The sequence below is a fragment of the Acuticoccus sediminis genome, from assembly GCF_003258595.1.
Lineage (GTDB): Bacteria > Pseudomonadota > Alphaproteobacteria > Rhizobiales > Amorphaceae > Acuticoccus > Acuticoccus sediminis.
On sequence record NZ_QHHQ01000003.1, the window covers coordinates 267567 to 283922 of the forward strand.

At 69.5% G+C, this 16356-nt stretch carries 15 protein-coding genes; 4 read left to right on the top strand and 11 right to left on the bottom strand.

Annotated elements, in window-relative coordinates; translation table 11 throughout:
* Positions 1 to 23: 23 nt before the first annotated feature.
* The 4 genes from DLJ53_RS15485 to ilvD form a co-directional block, all read right to left on the bottom strand.
* The gene (locus DLJ53_RS15485; RefSeq protein WP_111346783.1) at positions 24 to 311 is read right to left on the bottom strand and encodes an Rdx family protein; all 288 of its coding nucleotides are present in this window, start codon (positions 309 to 311) and stop codon (positions 24 to 26) included.
* The gene (locus DLJ53_RS15490) at positions 308 to 997 is read right to left on the bottom strand and encodes a haloacid dehalogenase type II (RefSeq protein WP_111346785.1); all 690 of its coding nucleotides are present in this window, start codon (positions 995 to 997) and stop codon (positions 308 to 310) included. Before DLJ53_RS15490 ends, DLJ53_RS15485 begins: the two co-directional genes overlap by 4 nt.
* Positions 998 to 1033: 36 nt before the next feature.
* Positions 1034 to 1279 carry a hypothetical protein gene (locus DLJ53_RS15495; protein ID WP_111346787.1) on the bottom strand — a complete coding sequence of 82 codons (246 nt, stop codon included), beginning with the start codon at positions 1277 to 1279 and terminating at the stop codon, positions 1034 to 1036.
* A 157-nt stretch (positions 1280 to 1436) separates the two neighbouring features.
* Positions 1437 to 3161, bottom strand: a complete 1725-nt coding sequence (gene ilvD / locus DLJ53_RS15500; RefSeq protein WP_111346789.1) for a dihydroxy-acid dehydratase — start codon at positions 3159 to 3161, stop codon at positions 1437 to 1439.
* 216 nt (positions 3162 to 3377) lie between these two features.
* Here ilvD and DLJ53_RS15505 point away from each other — a divergent pair, with 216 nt between their 5' ends.
* A complete protein-coding gene (locus DLJ53_RS15505) occupies positions 3378 to 3998 on the top strand; it encodes a sterol desaturase family protein (RefSeq protein WP_111346791.1) in 621 nt (206 codons plus the stop codon).
* A gap of 21 nt (positions 3999 to 4019) precedes the next feature.
* Here the strand turns inward: DLJ53_RS15505 and DLJ53_RS15510 are convergent, their stop codons facing one another.
* The gene (locus DLJ53_RS15510) at positions 4020 to 4556 is read right to left on the bottom strand and encodes a thioredoxin family protein (protein WP_111346793.1); all 537 of its coding nucleotides are present in this window, start codon (positions 4554 to 4556) and stop codon (positions 4020 to 4022) included.
* A 223-nt stretch (positions 4557 to 4779) separates the two neighbouring features.
* Here DLJ53_RS15510 and DLJ53_RS15515 point away from each other — a divergent pair, with 223 nt between their 5' ends.
* Both DLJ53_RS15515 and parE read left to right on the top strand, forming a co-directional pair.
* A complete protein-coding gene (locus DLJ53_RS15515; protein ID WP_111346795.1) occupies positions 4780 to 5463 on the top strand; it encodes a sterol desaturase family protein in 684 nt (227 codons plus the stop codon).
* Positions 5464 to 5651: 188 nt separating this feature from the next.
* Positions 5652 to 7694 carry a DNA topoisomerase IV subunit B gene (gene parE / locus DLJ53_RS15520; RefSeq protein WP_111346797.1) on the top strand — a complete coding sequence of 681 codons (2043 nt, stop codon included), beginning with the start codon at positions 5652 to 5654 and terminating at the stop codon, positions 7692 to 7694.
* 109 nt (positions 7695 to 7803) lie between these two features.
* On the opposite strand, the gene DLJ53_RS15525 is transcribed toward parE, so the two are convergent.
* From DLJ53_RS15525 to DLJ53_RS15545, 5 genes are all read right to left on the bottom strand, one after another.
* The gene (locus DLJ53_RS15525; RefSeq protein WP_111347807.1) at positions 7804 to 8412 is read right to left on the bottom strand and encodes a HupE/UreJ family protein; all 609 of its coding nucleotides are present in this window, start codon (positions 8410 to 8412) and stop codon (positions 7804 to 7806) included.
* 234 nt (positions 8413 to 8646) lie between these two features.
* Positions 8647 to 10011, bottom strand: coding sequence for a sugar porter family MFS transporter (locus DLJ53_RS15530; protein ID WP_202913184.1), 1365 nt, complete (start codon positions 10009 to 10011; stop codon positions 8647 to 8649).
* Positions 10004 to 11350: a sugar porter family MFS transporter gene (locus DLJ53_RS15535; protein ID WP_111346799.1), complete on the bottom strand. Its 1347-nt coding sequence runs from the start codon at positions 11348 to 11350 to the stop codon at positions 10004 to 10006. The genes DLJ53_RS15530 and DLJ53_RS15535 overlap by 8 nt, the downstream gene beginning before the upstream one ends.
* A complete protein-coding gene (locus tag DLJ53_RS15540) occupies positions 11347 to 12840 on the bottom strand; it encodes a GMC oxidoreductase (protein ID WP_111346801.1) in 1494 nt (497 codons plus the stop codon). Before DLJ53_RS15540 ends, DLJ53_RS15535 begins: the two co-directional genes overlap by 4 nt.
* Before the next feature lie 38 nt (positions 12841 to 12878).
* Positions 12879 to 14189 carry a DegT/DnrJ/EryC1/StrS family aminotransferase gene (locus tag DLJ53_RS15545; RefSeq protein WP_111346803.1) on the bottom strand — a complete coding sequence of 437 codons (1311 nt, stop codon included), beginning with the start codon at positions 14187 to 14189 and terminating at the stop codon, positions 12879 to 12881.
* A gap of 259 nt (positions 14190 to 14448) precedes the next feature.
* Here DLJ53_RS15545 and DLJ53_RS15550 point away from each other — a divergent pair, with 259 nt between their 5' ends.
* On the top strand, positions 14449 to 14808 hold the full coding sequence (locus tag DLJ53_RS15550; RefSeq protein ID WP_202913185.1) for a cupin domain-containing protein: 360 nt from the start codon (positions 14449 to 14451) through the stop codon (positions 14806 to 14808).
* Positions 14809 to 14821: 13 nt separating this feature from the next.
* Here the strand turns inward: DLJ53_RS15550 and DLJ53_RS15555 are convergent, their stop codons facing one another.
* On the bottom strand, positions 14822 to 16309 hold the full coding sequence (locus DLJ53_RS15555; protein ID WP_111346805.1) for an FAD-dependent oxidoreductase: 1488 nt from the start codon (positions 16307 to 16309) through the stop codon (positions 14822 to 14824).
* Positions 16310 to 16356 lie beyond the last annotated feature (47 nt).

Below are 16356 nucleotides of genomic sequence, written 5' to 3' on the forward strand. Positions count from 1 at the left end.
GGATCGCCCTCCCCGTCCCGACCTCAGCGGTCGAGGTGGCCGAGGTCCCGGTCCGCAAACGCGTGGTCGCGGACCCGCTGCTTCAGCGCCTTCACATCGGGAAAGCCGCCATCGCGCTTGCGCTCCCAGATGGTCTCGCCGTCGACGGTGATCTCGAACACGCCGCCGGTGCCCGGCACCAGGGTGACCGAGCCGAGGTCGGTGCCGAAGGTCGACAGAAGCTCCTGCGCCATCCAGCCCGACCGCAGCAGCCAGTTGCACTGGGTGCAATAGGTGATGGTGATTGCCGGGCCCTTCGCGCCGTCGCTCATGCGCCGAGCTTGTCCGCGAGATCGTCGAGATCGCGCGCCACCACGTCCCAGTCCGCCTCGGCCTCGAGGTCGATCGTCTGGCCCGCGCCGTGCTCGGTCGGGCGAGGGATGAAGGCGGTGGCGAGGCCGCAGGCACGGGCCGCGGCGAGATCGCCGTTGTGGGCGGCGACCATCATCACCTCGCCCGGCGGCAGCATCAGGATCTCCGCCGCGCGGGTGTAGCTCTCCGGCCGCGGCTTGTAGTGGCCCGTGGTCTCCGCGCCCAGGATCGCGTCCCAGCGCCAGCCGTTGTGCCGCGCCATGTCGAGCATCAGCCGGACATTGCCGTTGGAGTGCGGGCAGAGGATGAAGGTGCGCCCGAGGCGCGCGAGCCCCCCGGCAACGTCCGGCCACCCGTCGAGCTGGTGCCACAGGAGGTTGACCGTCTCGCGGTCGCCCTCGGGGATCGTCGAGCCCGTGTCGTCGATGACGGCGTCGAGGTTCTCGCGGTGCAGGGTGTCGAGCGGCACGAACGGCCGGCGGCCGGAGCGCACCTCCTCCATCGAGGGCTGGTAGCGCGCGCGCCACAGGTCGGCGAAGGCCGAACGCGCGTCAGCGTCCGGCACCCACGGCGCGAGGCCGCGGGCGATGGAACCCCGCCAGTCGACCAGCGTGCCGAAAACATCGAAAATCAGCGCCTTCGGCACGGTGGCTCAAATCTCCAGGTCGAGAGGCTGGCGCGATCAGGAGACCGGAGAGGCCATCCTGTGCGAGCAGCCCGAGTAGCCGCCATCGTCGGAGATGGAGCGGATCATGTTGTAGCGCGGGGTCGGCGGGGTGGCGGTGGCGTCGGCCGCAGCCGGGGTCATCGCCGAGCTTTCCTGCGGGGCGGGGGTGGCGGCGGGCTGCGCCGCCTGGTCGCCCGTGGACTGGGCGGCGGCCGGCAAAGCGAAAAGTCCGAAGGCCGCAGCGAGAAGGATCGGTCGCATGGTGGGCTCCTTTGTCGGATAAGAAGATCCTATAGGACCTTCCCGCCGCTTCAAGAGCCCCGGGCGTTACCGGCCGCCGACGGCCCCGCACCGGGGCAGGCCCGGCCCGCCGGAGGGCGGGGCGCCGCGACGGAACGACGCGGCGCCCGACCGGGTCTTAGATGTCCGCGTACGCCTTCACCTCGACCTTGCCGCCGGGGTGCGTGACGGCACCCTTCTCGGCGGGGCCGACCTGCTGGGCGTACTTCCAGATCGCGCCGGACTGGAACGCCGTGTCGCGCGGCTTCCAGTCGGCGCGGCGCTTCTCGAGTTCCTCGTCCGACAGGTCGACGCTGATCGTGCCGACGTTGGCGTCGATGGTGATCATGTCGCCGTCCTTCAGCAGGCCGATCGGGCCGGCCACCGCCGCCTCGGGCCCGACGTGGCCGACGCAGAAGCCGCGCGTCGCGCCGGAGAAGCGGCCGTCGGTGATGAGGGCCACCTTGTCGCCCATGCCCTGGCCGTAGAGCGCGGCCGTGGTCGACAGCATCTCGCGCATGCCGGGGCCACCGCGCGGACCCTCGTAGCGGATCACGAGGACCTCGCCTTCCTTGTACTCGCGCTTGTTGACGGCGGCGAAGCACTCTTCCTCACGGTCGAAGCAGCGGGCCGGGCCGGTGAACACGAGGTTCTTCATGCCGGCGACCTTCACGATCGCCCCCTCGGGCGCGAGGTTGCCCTTCAGGCCGACGACGCCGCCGGTCGGCGAGAGCGGCTTGGACGTCGGGTAGACGACGTCCTGTTCCGCGTTCCAGCGCACCTTCTCCATGTTCTCGGCGATGGTCCGGCCGGTGACCGTCATCTGGTCGCCGTGCAGGTAGCCGCCGTCGAGCAGCGCCTTCATGACGAGAGGGATGCCGCCGGCCTCGAAGAGGTCCTTCGCGACGTACTTCCCGCCCGGCTTCAGGTCGGCGATGTACGGGGTGCGCTTGAACACCTCGGCGACGTCGTGGAGGTCGAATTCGATCCCCGCCTCGTGGGCGATCGCCGGCAGGTGCAGGCCCGCGTTGGTCGAACCGCCCGTCGCCGCGACGACCGTCGCCGCGTTCTCGAGCGCCTTGCGGGTGACGATGTCGCGCGGGCGGATATTCGTCTTCACGAGCTCCATCACCGCCTCGCCGGCCGTGAAGCAGAACTTGTCGCGGATCTCGTACGGGGCGGGAGCGCCGGCCGAATACGGCAGGGCGAGGCCGATCGCCTCCGACACGGTCGCCATGGTGTTGGCGGTGAACTGCGCGCCGCAGGCGCCGGCGGACGGGCAGGCCACCTGCTCCAGCTCGTCGAGGTCATCGTCCGACATGTCGCCGACGGAGTGCTTGCCGACCGCCTCGAAGAGGTCCTGCACGGTCACCTGCTGGCCACGGAAGGAGCCCGGCAGGATCGAGCCGCCGTAGAGGAAGATCGCCGGAACGTTGAGGCGCACCATCGCCATCATCATCCCCGGCAGGGACTTGTCGCAGCCGGCGAGGCCGACCAGCGCGTCATAGCAGTGGCCGCGCATGGTCAGCTCGACCGAGTCGGCGATCAGGTCGCGGGACGCCAGCGAGGCGTTCATGCCCTGATGGCCCATCGCGATGCCGTCGGTGACGGTGATGGTGCAGAATTCGCGCGGGGTTCCGTGGGCCGCGGCGACGCCCTTCTTCACCGACTGCGCCTGGCGCATCAGCGCGATGTTGCAGGGGGCAGCCTCGTTCCAGCAGGTCGCGACGCCGACCAGCGGTTGATGGATCTCCTCTTTCGTGAGGCCCATCGCGTAGAGGTACGAGCGGTGCGGGGCACGCGCGGGACCTTCGGTCACATACCGCGAAGGCAACCGGTCCTTGATGAGGGTGCGCGCGTCCATTTTGCGTTCTCCGCTGTTCGTTGGTGGCCGGCTCGATCCGGCAGCGTGTGATTTGCGGTCATCCGCTTGCACGCCAAGCGTGATCTGGCAAGGTGTACATCGGTCACAACGGATGGACTTTGATCGAGGGCGACCTTAATCTTTGCCGCTCCGTCGGGACCGAAATCTCCGCAAACGTACCGCACTGCCGTGAGTACCGCACGAGGTCGCATTCACATGGCGCTCGCTGAAAGCCCCCGCACCATGTCCTTGCGCGACGCGCTGGACAACCGCCTCATCCGCAAGATCGCCAAGGTCTGGACACCGCTGCTTTCGCTGATCCTGGTGATCGCCATCGTCAGTTCCGACTCGCTGTGGACCGTGGCGCTGAGCGCGCTGATCGGCTTCGTCTACTATTCGTTCCTGGAGTACGCGATCCACCGCTGGCACCTGCACAGCGGCCCCTACCGGATGCTCGTGCGGCGCATGACGTTCGACCTCAGCCGCATGCACCTCGACCACCACAAGGAGCCGGCGCACCCCAAGGGCGCGGTGAACCAGCAGAAGCCGGCCTTCGTGGTGACGGTCGTCTCGTCGCTGATCGCCTTCGTGCTGCCGATCCCCTACGAACAGTCGTTCGCCTTCATCTTCGGCGCGGCGACCTGCTACGTCGCCAACGATCTCATGCACTTCGCGGTCCATCACCTGCCGATGAACGGGCCGGTCCTCGGCTGGTGGAAGCGCCACCACATGCTGCACCACTACCGCGACGACGACGCCAACTTCGCCACCATCATGCCGCTGTGGGACAAGTTCCTCGGCTCGCAGTACAAGGGCCCGACCCGCCCCGCCCGCTGAGGCAGGCGACGCCCGGACCGCTCATTTCCACTTGATGGAGCAGCCCGCCGGCGGCTTCTGGCCCGACGGCCCCTCCCCGCTCGCCGCGATCTGGCGCATCGCGAGGAGGAGCTCGCGCGGGGCGTCCGGCGGCGGCGCGCTCGTCTGCCCCGCGTCCATTCGGCCGCGATACTTGATCACCCCGTCCGCATCGAGGCCGAAGAAGTCCGGCGTCACCGCCGCCTGGTAGGCGCGTGCCACCGACTGGTCCTCGTCGTGGAGGTAGGGGAAGGTGAAGCCGTGCGTTTCGGCGAAGACCTTCATGCGCTCGAACGAATCGGCCGGGTACCGCTGTGCGTCGTTGGCGCAGATGGCGACGAAGCCGACACCGTCGCCCGCCAGCGCCTTGGCGTCCTCCACCATGCGCCGCACCGATGAGACCACGTAGGGGCAATGGTTGCAGATGAAGGCGACCACGGTCCCCTTCTCGCCCCGCACGCTCTCCAGCGAGACCGTCGAGCCGTCGGTCGCGGGGAGCGTGAAGTCGGGGGCGATGCGGTTGAGGCGTTCGTCCGGCATAAGCGATCCTTTGTGCGCGCCGTTGGACATTCCCATCGTCCGGACTGCCTATCGCAGCAGAAGTCGGTACAGCCCCGCAAGTGCCCACACGGTGCCTCCGCCATCCCGGCACCACCGCCGCGCGAGCGATTTATGCAATTTGAATTGCATTTAACGCCTGGGTTCTCCGATACTGTCCGGGTCACCACAGGTTATTTGTTGCGCGGGTCGATAAGGACGGCTCATGACCGACGCTCGGGTGCTCGTCGACGATGAGGGAACGCCGCGCCAGACGGCCTCCCGCAGCCGCACCGTCCTCGACCTCGTCACCTACAGGACGACCCGCAAGCTTTTCAGGATGTGGGTGCCGTTCTGGCTTCTCGTCGGCGGGATCGCCGTATGGCTGGCGCGGGGGCCGCTCGAGCTGGTGCTCGGCGCGGTGTACGGGATCGCCGTCTACAGCCTGGTCGAGTACCTGATGCACCGCTTCCTCTACCACTGGGAGCCGGAGAACAGGTTCGTCCGCTTCATCACCGCGGACGTCGGCCGGCACCACATGCGCCACCATCGTGAGCCGTCCGACTACAAGGCCGCGATCAACGCGGTCCAGACGCCGGTCGTCATCCTCTGCGCCGTCCTGGCGCTCGCGGTCCTCGTCATGCCGCAGCCGCTGAAGGCGGCGTGGCTGATTTCGGTCGTGTCGGGGTCGATGAACTACGTGGCGCAGGAGCTCGTCCACTTCGGCACGCACCACATGAGGATGACGAGCGGACTCCTCAACGTCGTCAAGCGGCACCACATGCTGCATCACTACCGCAACGAGAACGCCAACTTCGGCCTGTTCTGGACGTTCTGGGACCGCCTCCTCGGCACGTCCTACGAGCAGGTCGCGCGGCGCGAGACGCGTCGCCGCGCGGACAAGTCCTAGCACGGCGTTAACCTTTTTCGGGTCGACACGGTATCGAAGGTCGGCGTAGGCAGCCCGGGGATACCCTCCACGAGCCGTCCGCGGGGCTCCGCGGCGCGGAAAACCGGTGGTTTCTGGGGTGAACTGGCCAGCCGGCATCGCAACACGGAGCCGGCTGCGCTACCGTCTTGGGCGACAAGGGGGATTGGATGGATCAGGACCTTTTCGGCGGCGGCAGCTCGAAACCCGAGCGCAAGAGCGAGATGGCCCCGGCGACACCCAAGCCGAAGCCGGCCAAGGTCGCTCCGGTCCCGTCCGGCGAGGACGGGGGCTACTCGGCAGCCGACATCGAAGTCCTGGAAGGCCTGGAGCCGGTCCGGCGCCGGCCGGGCATGTACATCGGCGGCACCGACGAACGGGCGCTGCATCACCTCTTCGCCGAGGTTCTGGACAACTGCATGGACGAGGCCGTCGCCGGCCACGCCACCTGGATCGAGGTGCGCCTCTCCAAGGACATGCTGGCGGTGACCGACAACGGGCGCGGCATTCCGGTCGAGCCGCACCCGCGGTTCCCGGACAAGTCCGCCCTCGAGGTCATCATGACCACGCTGCACGCCGGCGGCAAGTTCGACTCCAAGGCCTACGAGGCGTCCGGCGGCCTCCACGGCGTCGGCGTCTCGGTGGTGAACGCGCTGTCGGACAGGCTCGTCGTCGAGGTCGCGCGCGGCAAGAAGCTCTACCGCCAGACCTTCTGCCGCGGCGTGCCGGAAGCGCCGCTCGTCGAGGTGGGCGCGGCGCCGAACCGGCGCGGTACCACCGTGGCCTTCCACCCGGACCCGCAGATCTTCAAGGATCTCAAGTTCTCGCCCAAGCGGCTCTTCGCGATGACGCGGGCGAAGGCCTACCTCTTCGCCAACGTCGAGCTGCGCTGGCACTGCGACCCGGAGCTCCTCGTCGGCACCGACGCGCCGCCCGCGGACGCGAAGTTCCACTTCCCCGGCGGCCTCGCCGACTACCTCGCCGACGAGCTGAAGGGCCGCCCGAAGGTCATCGACGAGCTGTTCTCCGGCAGCGCCGGCCAGGCCGGGCGCAAGGGCTCGGTGGAGTGGGCGATCGGCTTCGTGTCGGTGGACGAGTTCTCCCGTTCCTACTGCAACACGATCCCGACGCCCGAGGGCGGTACCCACGAGAACGGCCTGCGGTCCGCGATCCTGAAGGGCCTCAAGGCGCACGGCGAGCGGGTCGGCAACAAGAAGATACCCGGCGTCACCGGCGACGACGTGATGGCCTCCATCGCGGCGATGCTGTCCGTCTTCGTGCGTGAGCCGGAATTCGTCGGCCAGACGAAGGACAAGCTCTCCACCACCGAGGCGACGCGTCAGGTCGAGAACGCGGTGCGCGAGGCGTTCGAGGAGTGGCTCGCCAAGGATCCGCAGCGCGCCGGCTTCGTGATGGACGCGGTGATCGAGAAGGCGGACGATCGCATGCGCCGCCGCGCCGAGAAGGACGTCGCCCGTCGCTCGGCCACCCGGCGCACGCGCCTTCCCGGCAAGCTCGCCGACTGCACGCAGCAGAAGGCCCACGGGACGGAGATCTTCATCGTCGAGGGCGACTCGGCCGGCGGCTCGGCCAAGCAGGCGCGCCAGCGGGCCACCCAGGCGGTGCTCCCTCTGCGCGGCAAGATCCTCAACGTCGCCAACGCCGGGCGCGAGAAGGTGATGGCGAACCAGCAGCTCGCCGACCTCGTCCTCGCCCTCGGCTGCGGCACCGGCAAGGACTTCGACGTCTCCAAGCTGCGCTACGAGCGCGTCATCGTCATGACTGACGCGGACGTCGACGGCGCGCACATCGCCTCGCTCCTCATCACCTTCTTCTACCGTGAGATGCGCGGGCTCATCGACGCCGGCCACCTCTTCCTGGCGGTCCCGCCGCTCTACAAGCTGACGCAGGGCGCCAAGACGCTCTACGCCCGCGACGACGCCCACCGGGTGGAGCTCCTCGCGACCGAGTTCAAGGCCGACAAGAAGATGGAGATCGGCCGCTTCAAGGGCCTCGGCGAGATGATGCCGGCGCAGCTCAAGGAGACGACGATGGATCCCTCGTCGCGCACCATGCTGCGGGTGATGATCGTCTCCGAGGGCGAGGAGACGAAGGCGACTGTGGACCGGCTGATGGGCAACAAGCCCGAGGCGCGCTTCGCCTTCATCCAGGAGAACGCCGAGTTCGCCTCGGCCGAGGCGCTCGACATCTGATACCGCCCCGGCGCGGATGGCGCCGGGTCCCGGGTCACACCCGCGCCGTCCGGCTATCTTCGCCGGCGGATGGCGCCGGGACCAGCGGTCCCGGCGGTTGCGGCCCGGGTCAGGCCGTCCCCGTGAGGAAGGCGATGCCCGCCACGGCGATCATGCCGCCGGCGGCCCGCACCACAACCTTCCCGGCATTCCACCGCCAGGCGAGCCCCAGCACGATGCCGGCGAGGTGCAGGAGGCCGGTGCCGACCACGAACCCGATGCCGAAGGAGAGCGCATCAGCCGCGACCGGAAGCTCTGTCCCGTGGGCGTGACCGTGAAACACCGCGAAGACGCCGACGACGATCGCCGCGAGCCAGAGCGGAATGGGCCGCCCCGCCGCAACCATCAGCCCGAGCACCAGCGCGGATGCCGCGATGCCGACCTCCACCCCCGGGAGCGGCACCCCCGCCACGCCGAGCGCCCCGCCGCCCGCCATGACGAGCGGAAACTCGATCGGCAGCAGGTAGATCGCCGGTGCGCCGAGGACCGCGCCGAGCAGCCCCACCGCGACCATCGCCGCAACGTGGTCCCAGCCGAGGATGGGGTGCATGAAGCCGGAGACCAGTCCGCCGCCGACCCCCTGCGCGTCGTGGGCCGCCGCCGGGGCAGCCGCCGCCGCGCACAGCGCGAGGGTGAGGATCAACGTTGTGCCGAGGGCACGGCGAGAGCGCGTGATCATCAGCAACTCCAGTCGTTCGAGTGATATCCGCGCGACTGTACCGGCCGGCCCGCACGGCAGGAAGACCCGGCGCCCGCGATCACCGGTTCAGCCGCCCCGCGCGCCGAAGCGCCGCGTCCGGTCCCGCAAGAGGCCGCAGCGGCGCCCCGCTGGGAACGGTCCGGACGCCGGAACGGCCGCCGCCGCGCTGATCGCGGGATGGTGGTGCGCCGGCGGACTTCCCGCGGTGCTCCGCTACTCTCCGAGGTGGCGGAGGGGGGTGCCGGCGAGGACGCGGGCCTCGATGTCCTCGAGCGGAACGCCGCGCGTCTCCGGGACGGCGAACAGGCCGACCAGGAAGGAGAGGACGCAGACGGCGGCGAAGAAGCCGAAGACGGCGCCGGAGCCGAACGTCTCGACCGCCGACAGGAAGAAGAAGGCGACGGCGGCATTGAACAGCCAGCTCGTCGCCGACGCGGCGGCGATGCCGGGCTCGCGGATCCGCGACGGGAAGAGCTCCGACATCATCACGTACGGCAGCGGGCCGAGGCTCACCGCGAACGCGGCGATATAGAGCGCCAGGCCGAGGAAGCCGGCGAGGGCGTTGCCGGTCAGCAGTGCGAACACCACCGCCGAAAGTCCGACCACCATGACAGCGCTGCCCCCGAGCAGCAGCGGACGGCGCCCGCACCGGTCGACGGCGAGGATCGCACCCACCGTCGCGGCGACGTTGACCGCGCCGAGGACGAAGGTGGCCGTGAGAGCCGCCGTGCCGGCCTCGAAGCCGAGGCCCTCGAAGATCTTCGGGGCATAGTAGAGGATGCCGTCGATCCCGCTGAGGTTCTGAAGGATGAACATGCCGCCGGCCAGCGTCAGCACCATGGGGATGGACCCGGCCATCACGGCCGCGAGGCGGACCGCCCCGCCCTCCTCCGGCGCCGCATGCCGCGCGACATCCGCAACGCCGAGGAAGCGCGCGGCGGCCTCCGCCTCGGCCGTCCGCCCGTGGCGCGACAGCCAGAGCGGGCTCTCCGGCACGGCGAACGCGACGACGATACCCATGACGCCGATGATCACGCCGAGGCCGACGAGCTGGTTCCAGACCAGGGCCGCCGACAGGAAGAGCGGCGTCGCGTAGGCCGCGAGGATCCCGACCGTGACGGCGAGCTGGTACAGCGAGACGACAGCGCCGCGGAAACGCGCCGGTGTCGCCTCCGCCGCATACATCGGCGCCACCATCGACGAGAGGCCGACAGCGAGGCCGATCGCGATGCGCCCGGCGACGAGGACGGCGAGCGTCGGTCCCGCAAGGATCGCGGTATAGCCGGCAAGCGCCAGCACGCCGGCAATGGCGAGCGCCGGCTTGCGGCCGAGCCGGGCCGACAGCGGGCTCGCCAGGATCGCCCCGAAGAAGCACGAGATCACCAGCGAGGTGACGACGGCCTCGGTCGCGCCGGTGTCGAGCCCGTAGACGGCGGCGACGTCGTCGAGCACCCCGGCGATCACCGCCGTGGAGAAGCCGAACATCAACCCGAAGACCGTCGTGACCGCGCCGGTCAGCAGGACCGGAGCCGCAATGGCGCCGCTCCGCCGTCCGCCATGCGCGGCCGGATCAGCCAACGGGCGCTTCCAGGGTGCGCTCGATCTCCTCGAGGGAGACGCCCTTCGTCTCCGGTGCCATCAGGTAGGCGAACACCACGCCGAAGGCGCAGAACGCGGCGAAGATGCCGAATGTGACCGCCGCCCCCGCCCCGGCGAGCACCACGGGGAAGAGAAAGACCACGAGGAAGTTCATCGCCCAGTTCGCGCAGGCCGCGAGCGCCATGCCGCGCGTCTTCAGCCGGATCGGGAAAAGCTCCGACATGTAGAGCCACGGAAGCGGCCCGAGCGAGACGGCGAAGAAGGCGATGTAGGCGACGAGGCCGGCGAGCGCGATGATCGAGTCGTTCTCCGGCGTCGCGAAGGTATAGGCGATGAACGCCAGCGAGGCCGCGGCGCCGACGAAGCCGCCGATCAGCAGCGGCCGGCGTCCCATCCGGTCCACCACCATCATCGCGACGATCGTCATCGCGACGTTGAGGGTGCCGATGCCCACGGTCGCGAAGAGCTGGGCATGCACGCCCGGCAGCCCCGCCTCGCTCATGATCTTCGGCGCGTAGTAGATGACGGCGTTGATGCCGGAGAGCTGCTGCAGGAAGAACAGCACCATCGCGAAGACGACGACCGGTAGGACCCGCGGCGCCAGGAAGGCGCCCCACCGTGCGGCGTCCGGCGTGTGGGCGATGTTGGCGCGGATCTCCTTCACCAGGTGCTCGATATCGACCGGCGAGCGGGTCGGCTCGAGCTTGGCGATCGTCGCGCGGGCCTCGTCGTCCCGCCCCCGAAGGACCAGCCAGCGCGGGCTTTCGGGGCTGCGCAGGATGCCGACCAACGCCACCGCCGCCGGGACCATCCCGAGCGCGAGCATCACTCTCCACTGCTCGAACGGCGCGAGGCCGAGGCTGACCAGGTAGGAGATCAGGATGCCGACCGTGATCATGAGCTGGAAGGCGCTGACGACGGCGCCGCGAACCGCCGGCGGCGCCAGCTCGGCCAGGAACATCGGCGCCGCCATGGACGAGGCGCCGATCGCGATGCCCAGCAGGAGGCGCGACAGGGTCAGCATCTCCATTCCGTCCGCCGCGCCGGACAGGATCGAGCCCGCCACGAACACCAGCGCGCACAGCATCAGGACGCGCCGCCGTCCGAGCCGGTCGGAGTAGACGGCAGCCAGCACCACGCCGAGCACGGCGCCCAGCGGTACCGCCGCCGTCATCAGCCCCTCGGACGCGGGCGTGACGGTGAAGGTGGTGGAGATGAACGGCAGCGCCCCGGCGATGATCCCCTCGTCGAAGCCGAACAGGAAGCCGAAGAGCGCCGCCAGCGCGATCAGGCGCAACAGGGCCGAACCGAGCGTCATGACGCCTTCAGCCGCTCGACGACCTCGCCCGCCTGCCGCAGTGCCCAGGCGACGATGGTGAGGTAGGAGTTGGCCGAACCCTGCGAGGGCCAGGCCGCCGCGTCCGCGACCGAGAGGTTCGGCAGCGCGTGGAAGCAGCCGTAGGTGTCCACCACGCCGTCCTTCGCGGTCGCGCCCATGCGCAGGCCGCCGATCTCGTGCAGCGCCGAGCCCGCGGGGTTGATCTGCGAGCGGACGCACTCCGCGCCCATGGCCTCGGCGAGATCGGGCAGGAAGGCCTCCATCGCCTTCAGGACCTTGCGGTCGTTCCGGGTCCTGTCGGCGACGACGCAGTACTGGCCGAGATCGCCCGGCGCGTCCGACCTGCAGCGCGTCTGCATCACGACGTTGTTCTCGCTCGGTTCCCCGACCCCGAAGCAGTAGACGAGGAGGTAGAGGCCCTCAGGGTCGCAGTCGAGCCAGACCGTGGCGTGGTAGGGCGTGTACCAGGTCTCCGGGAACGGGCCCTGGATCTGGACGTGGAACGGCCGCTCCGGCGTCGGGTCGACGAAGGCGTAGATGGGCGAGCCCATCGGGGCCTTCAGCTTGAATAGACCCTGCACGAAGAGGTGGTCCGCCACGTACTTGCCGACCGACGGGTGCAGCGCGTCGAGGCCGGACGCGAGCGCCAGGCGCGTCGACTGGATCGCCCCGCCCGCCAGCACCACGTGCTTGGCGCGGATCCGGTAGCGCATCCCGCCGTCGGGGTCGGAGACGATGACGCCGTCGGCGTGCCCCTCCGGCGCCACCACGCGGTCGACCGGTGCTTCGGGCACGAGGACGATGGCGCCGTGCGTCACCTCGGTGGCGAGCAGGCCCGAACGCACGAGGCGGTCGATGGCGCAGTCGAAGCCGCGCGGCATGTAGCCGTTGAGCGCCTCGCGCGTGTCGACGCCGAGGGCGGCGTGGGTCGCTCCGATCCCGGCTTTCGCCAGCCGTTCCAGCAGCGCGGACTGCTTCTCGCCGCGGAAGAACGGCGGCCGCTCCGGCGCCCGGCCGGAAACGTGCATGATCTCTTCCGCCCGGTCGTAGAACGGGGCCATGTCGGCCGCGTCGATGGGCCAGTCGGCGAAGTCCCATTCGGCGAAGCGGGGCGTGCAGCCGCCCCAGAACAGCGAGCGCCCGCCGACCGCCGCCCAGGCGTCGTTGTTGAGCGGCCGCGGCTTGTCGGCATCGAGGTTCGGGTTGCTGTCCCAGGCGGTCTTGTAGCGGACCAGCTCGTGAATCCGCGGGGTGATGTCGTCGCGCGAGCGGAACGGCATCGACCCGACGTGGGCGGGGATCACGAACGGCCCGGCCTCGAAGATGACGACGGAGTATCCCGCCCGGGCGACCTCGATGGCCGTGGTCACGCCGGCTGGACCGGAGCCGACGACGACGACGTCGATGGCGACGGCCGACTTGGCGACGCTCTCGATGGAGGTGGTGAGCACGCTCGACAGGTGCTTCATGCCTGCCTTCCTTCTTGCTGGGGGCTTGGCCGTGAGGCTTAGAAGCGGTCCGCCGTCGCGGCGAGGACCTTGGCGAACGCCGTCACGATGTCGTCGACGTCGGCGGCGGAGAGGTTCGAGGCGATCGACAGGATCATCGCGCGGTCGCTGAGGTCGTCGGCGACCGGGAGGGTGCCGCGGCCGTACGCGTAGTCGCTGGCGAAGGCGTTGGCGGGATGCGTCCAGGGGAAGCCGTCGCGGCTGTTGGAGCGCTTCTGCACCAGGCTCGGGATGTTGTAGTACCAGTGGAGGCCGAACTCGCGCATCGTCAGGCACGCGAGGCTGCCCTCGGGCCCCTTGATTCCCTCGGCCCGCAGCGCGTTGACCGTGAATTCGGCCGCCTCGGCGGACCTGAAGGTCGCGATCAGGAACGGGCCACTGTCGCCCTCGGGGTCGACGATCGTCCGGAATGTGACCCCCGGCAGGCCCTCGAGCCGCTTGCGGATCGCCCACTTGGCGGAGCGCATCGCCCCGGTGATCTGTGGCAGCTTGCGGAACTGGCCGAGCGCCATTGCCCCGGCGAGCTCGGACATGCGGGCGCCCTTGCCCCAGAGCTGGCACTCGGGGTCGGACACGTCGAGCCGGCCGGCCGCGGTGCGCGGATAGCCGAGGTCGTGGAGCGCCACCATCCGCCGCGCGAGCGCATCGTCGTCGGTGACGACCACGCCGCCCTCGCCGGACGTCATGTTCTTGTTGAGCTGGAACGAGAAGATCCCGATGTCGCCGCTCCGCCCGACCGAGGTGCCGCGGAACCTGCCGCCCGAGGCCTGCGCGCAGTCCTCGATGACGGCGAGGCCGTGCGCCCGCGCGACCTCGACCAGACGGTCCACCCGCCCCGGCGCGCCGCTCATGTGGACGATCAGCACGGCGCGACTGTGCGGCCCGATCTTGCGGGCGAGATCGTCCGGGTCCATGCAGAACGTCTCGTCGATGTCGACCAGACGGGGAATTGCGCCGGCCGTCACCACGGCGCTCGCGCACGAAACCCAGAGGTAGCCGGGGATCAGGACCTCGTCGCCGGGCCCGATCTGCAGCGCCGACATCGCGATCGAGAGCGCCGCGCTGCCGGAGGACACGCCGAGCGCATGGCGATGCCCGAACGCTTCGCACCACTCCCGCTCGAGCGTGGCGACCATGCCCTGCAGGTCCGGCCCGTAGAACCTGAAGGGGCTCTTCGCGTCGACCACGGCGTCGACGAGCGCGCGTTCCTCGGCGCCGATGAAGTGAGCCCCGGGCAGTTCCCAGGGGAGCGGAGCCGTGCGGACAGGGGGGCCGCCATCGATGGCGAGACGATTGGAAAGAACTGTCATGACCGGAAACCGGGCCTCCCCCCAAATTGTCATTCTGGTTGGATCCGCACACCCTAAAGTTCATGGACGCACGAATCAGCCACAATAAACTGCAGCTGACGCAACAAAACAAGCGTCATGGTGCACACTTGCGACCATTCAGAGCCAGACATGACACGGATGTGACCAAACCGTGCCGATCGCCCAATGAGGAAATCTGCTAAGCTACTGAATTGGTGATGCGCCAATCGGGGCGTGTCCGGCAGGGATGTTTCCCGAGATGACCGACGGACCGATGCTCCCGGCCACCGGAAACCTCTTCGCCGCCCTCCCCGCCGCCGGCGCCGCGGAGGAGGAGTTCGCGACGCTGCTGACCTTGCCGGGCGTGCGCGTCGAACGGATCGTCTCGCGCGGCCACAGCACGCCCGGGTCGGAGTGGTACGATCAGGCGTGGGACGAGTGGGTGCTGGTGTTCGCCGGCGAGGCGGCGATCCTCATCCACGGTGAGGCCGAGCCGCGCCGGCTCGGCCGCGGGGACTGGCTGTTCCTCCCCCGACACGTCCGCCACCGCGTCACGTACACGGCGCCGGACACCCCGACGGTCTGGCTCGCCGTGCACGCCGGCGAGGACGCGAGCTAGGTCGGCGCCCCGCCTACGCCGCCATCTTCAGCGGCCCGCACTGGACGCCGTAGGTGTCGCGCACCCGGTCGAGGGACGTGCGGCAGTGCTTCACGTACCGCGAGCCGTTCCGCTTCACGTCGATCATCGCCGGGACGCGGCGGTGGAGCGGGTAGATCCGGTCGAAGTCGAGCCCGCAGCGGTTCATCGCACGGAAGGGCAGTGCCTCGTGGGCGATGATCGTGTTGAGGAACGTCAGCGAGAACAGGCTGGTCTGGTAGATGTGCCCGCCCTGCCGCCGCAGCGCCTCGCCGTCGAGCGCGTAAAGCTCCGCGTCCTTCAGCGTGTCCGACAGGAAGAGGTGGGACAGCAGGTAGCCCGCCATGCTCGTCAGGAAGTGCGTCATCGACCGGGGCGTGATCGACAGCACCGCCCCCCGCTCGGAGAGGTACGGCTCGTAGGGGTGGTTGTGGCGCAGCATATGCCCGGTGCAGTTCACGAAGATGCTGCCCGGCACGACGGGCAGGCGCCCCCCGCCCCGCAGCACGGCCATCGTCCCGCGGTCCCCGTCGACCACGTCCTCCAGGTAGTCGTTGACGATCTGGTCGAGACCCCAGTCCAGCTCGTCCACCTCCGCCTCGGACAGGATGCCGAAGAAGAACTGCTTGTCGCTCGGGTCGAGGCTCACGCTGGAGGTCGTGCGGAAGTGGTCGAAGACGTCGTCCGCGTTGGTGCCGTCGAACCGCATCGCGAGGTCGCGGAAAATCGACGTGAAGAGCCGCCCGCGCCACCACGTGCGCATCCCCGCCGGGGCGAGGATGTCGCGGTTGGCGAAGACGGTGCCGTTGCCGTTCAGCAGCGTGATGCGTCGCCGCGGCGTGCGCTCCACCAGCGCGTGCGCGGTGTCCATGCCCGTTTTGCCGCCGCCGACGATGTAGACCGGCGCGCGCGTGTCGAACACCCCGTCGGCGCTGAGGCGCTGCGGCGTCGTCGACAGGACGTAGTTGCTCTGTAGCGGCAGCGGCTCCAGCGCCGGGATGTCGAACCCGATGGCGCGGATCACCTTCTTCGCCGTGATGATGCGCCGCCGCTCCGGCGCGTCGTTCGGGTGGATCTCGACGCGCACGGCGGTCCGCCCCTCGCCGACCGACACCTCGTCGCACCGCGTGGCGGTGTGCGCGAAGTAGTCGACGAGGTTCACCTTGTCGCGAAGCTGCGTGAAGCAGGCGGCGAGGTGCGCGGCCACCTCCGCCCCGGTCGACAGGTAGTGGGCCGGGCGCGACCAGCCCCAGGACATGTCGCCGACGGTGAAGGCGGGGTGCGGCTGATGGAGGCGCGCGTAGTCGTAGATCTCCGTCCACATCCCGCCCGGCCCGCCCTTGCGGTCGATGAGGATCACCTTGTCGGTGCTGGCGAGATACTGCGCGGCCACGAACAGCGCGTTGAGGCCCGCGATCCCGGCTCCGATGATGCAGAGATCACAGGTTTCGACTTCGACGGTCCCGTTTGAAACGTCGGCCACGGCGCCCCACTCCCATCATTTGAAATCGTGAGGGCGTTCAACCACTC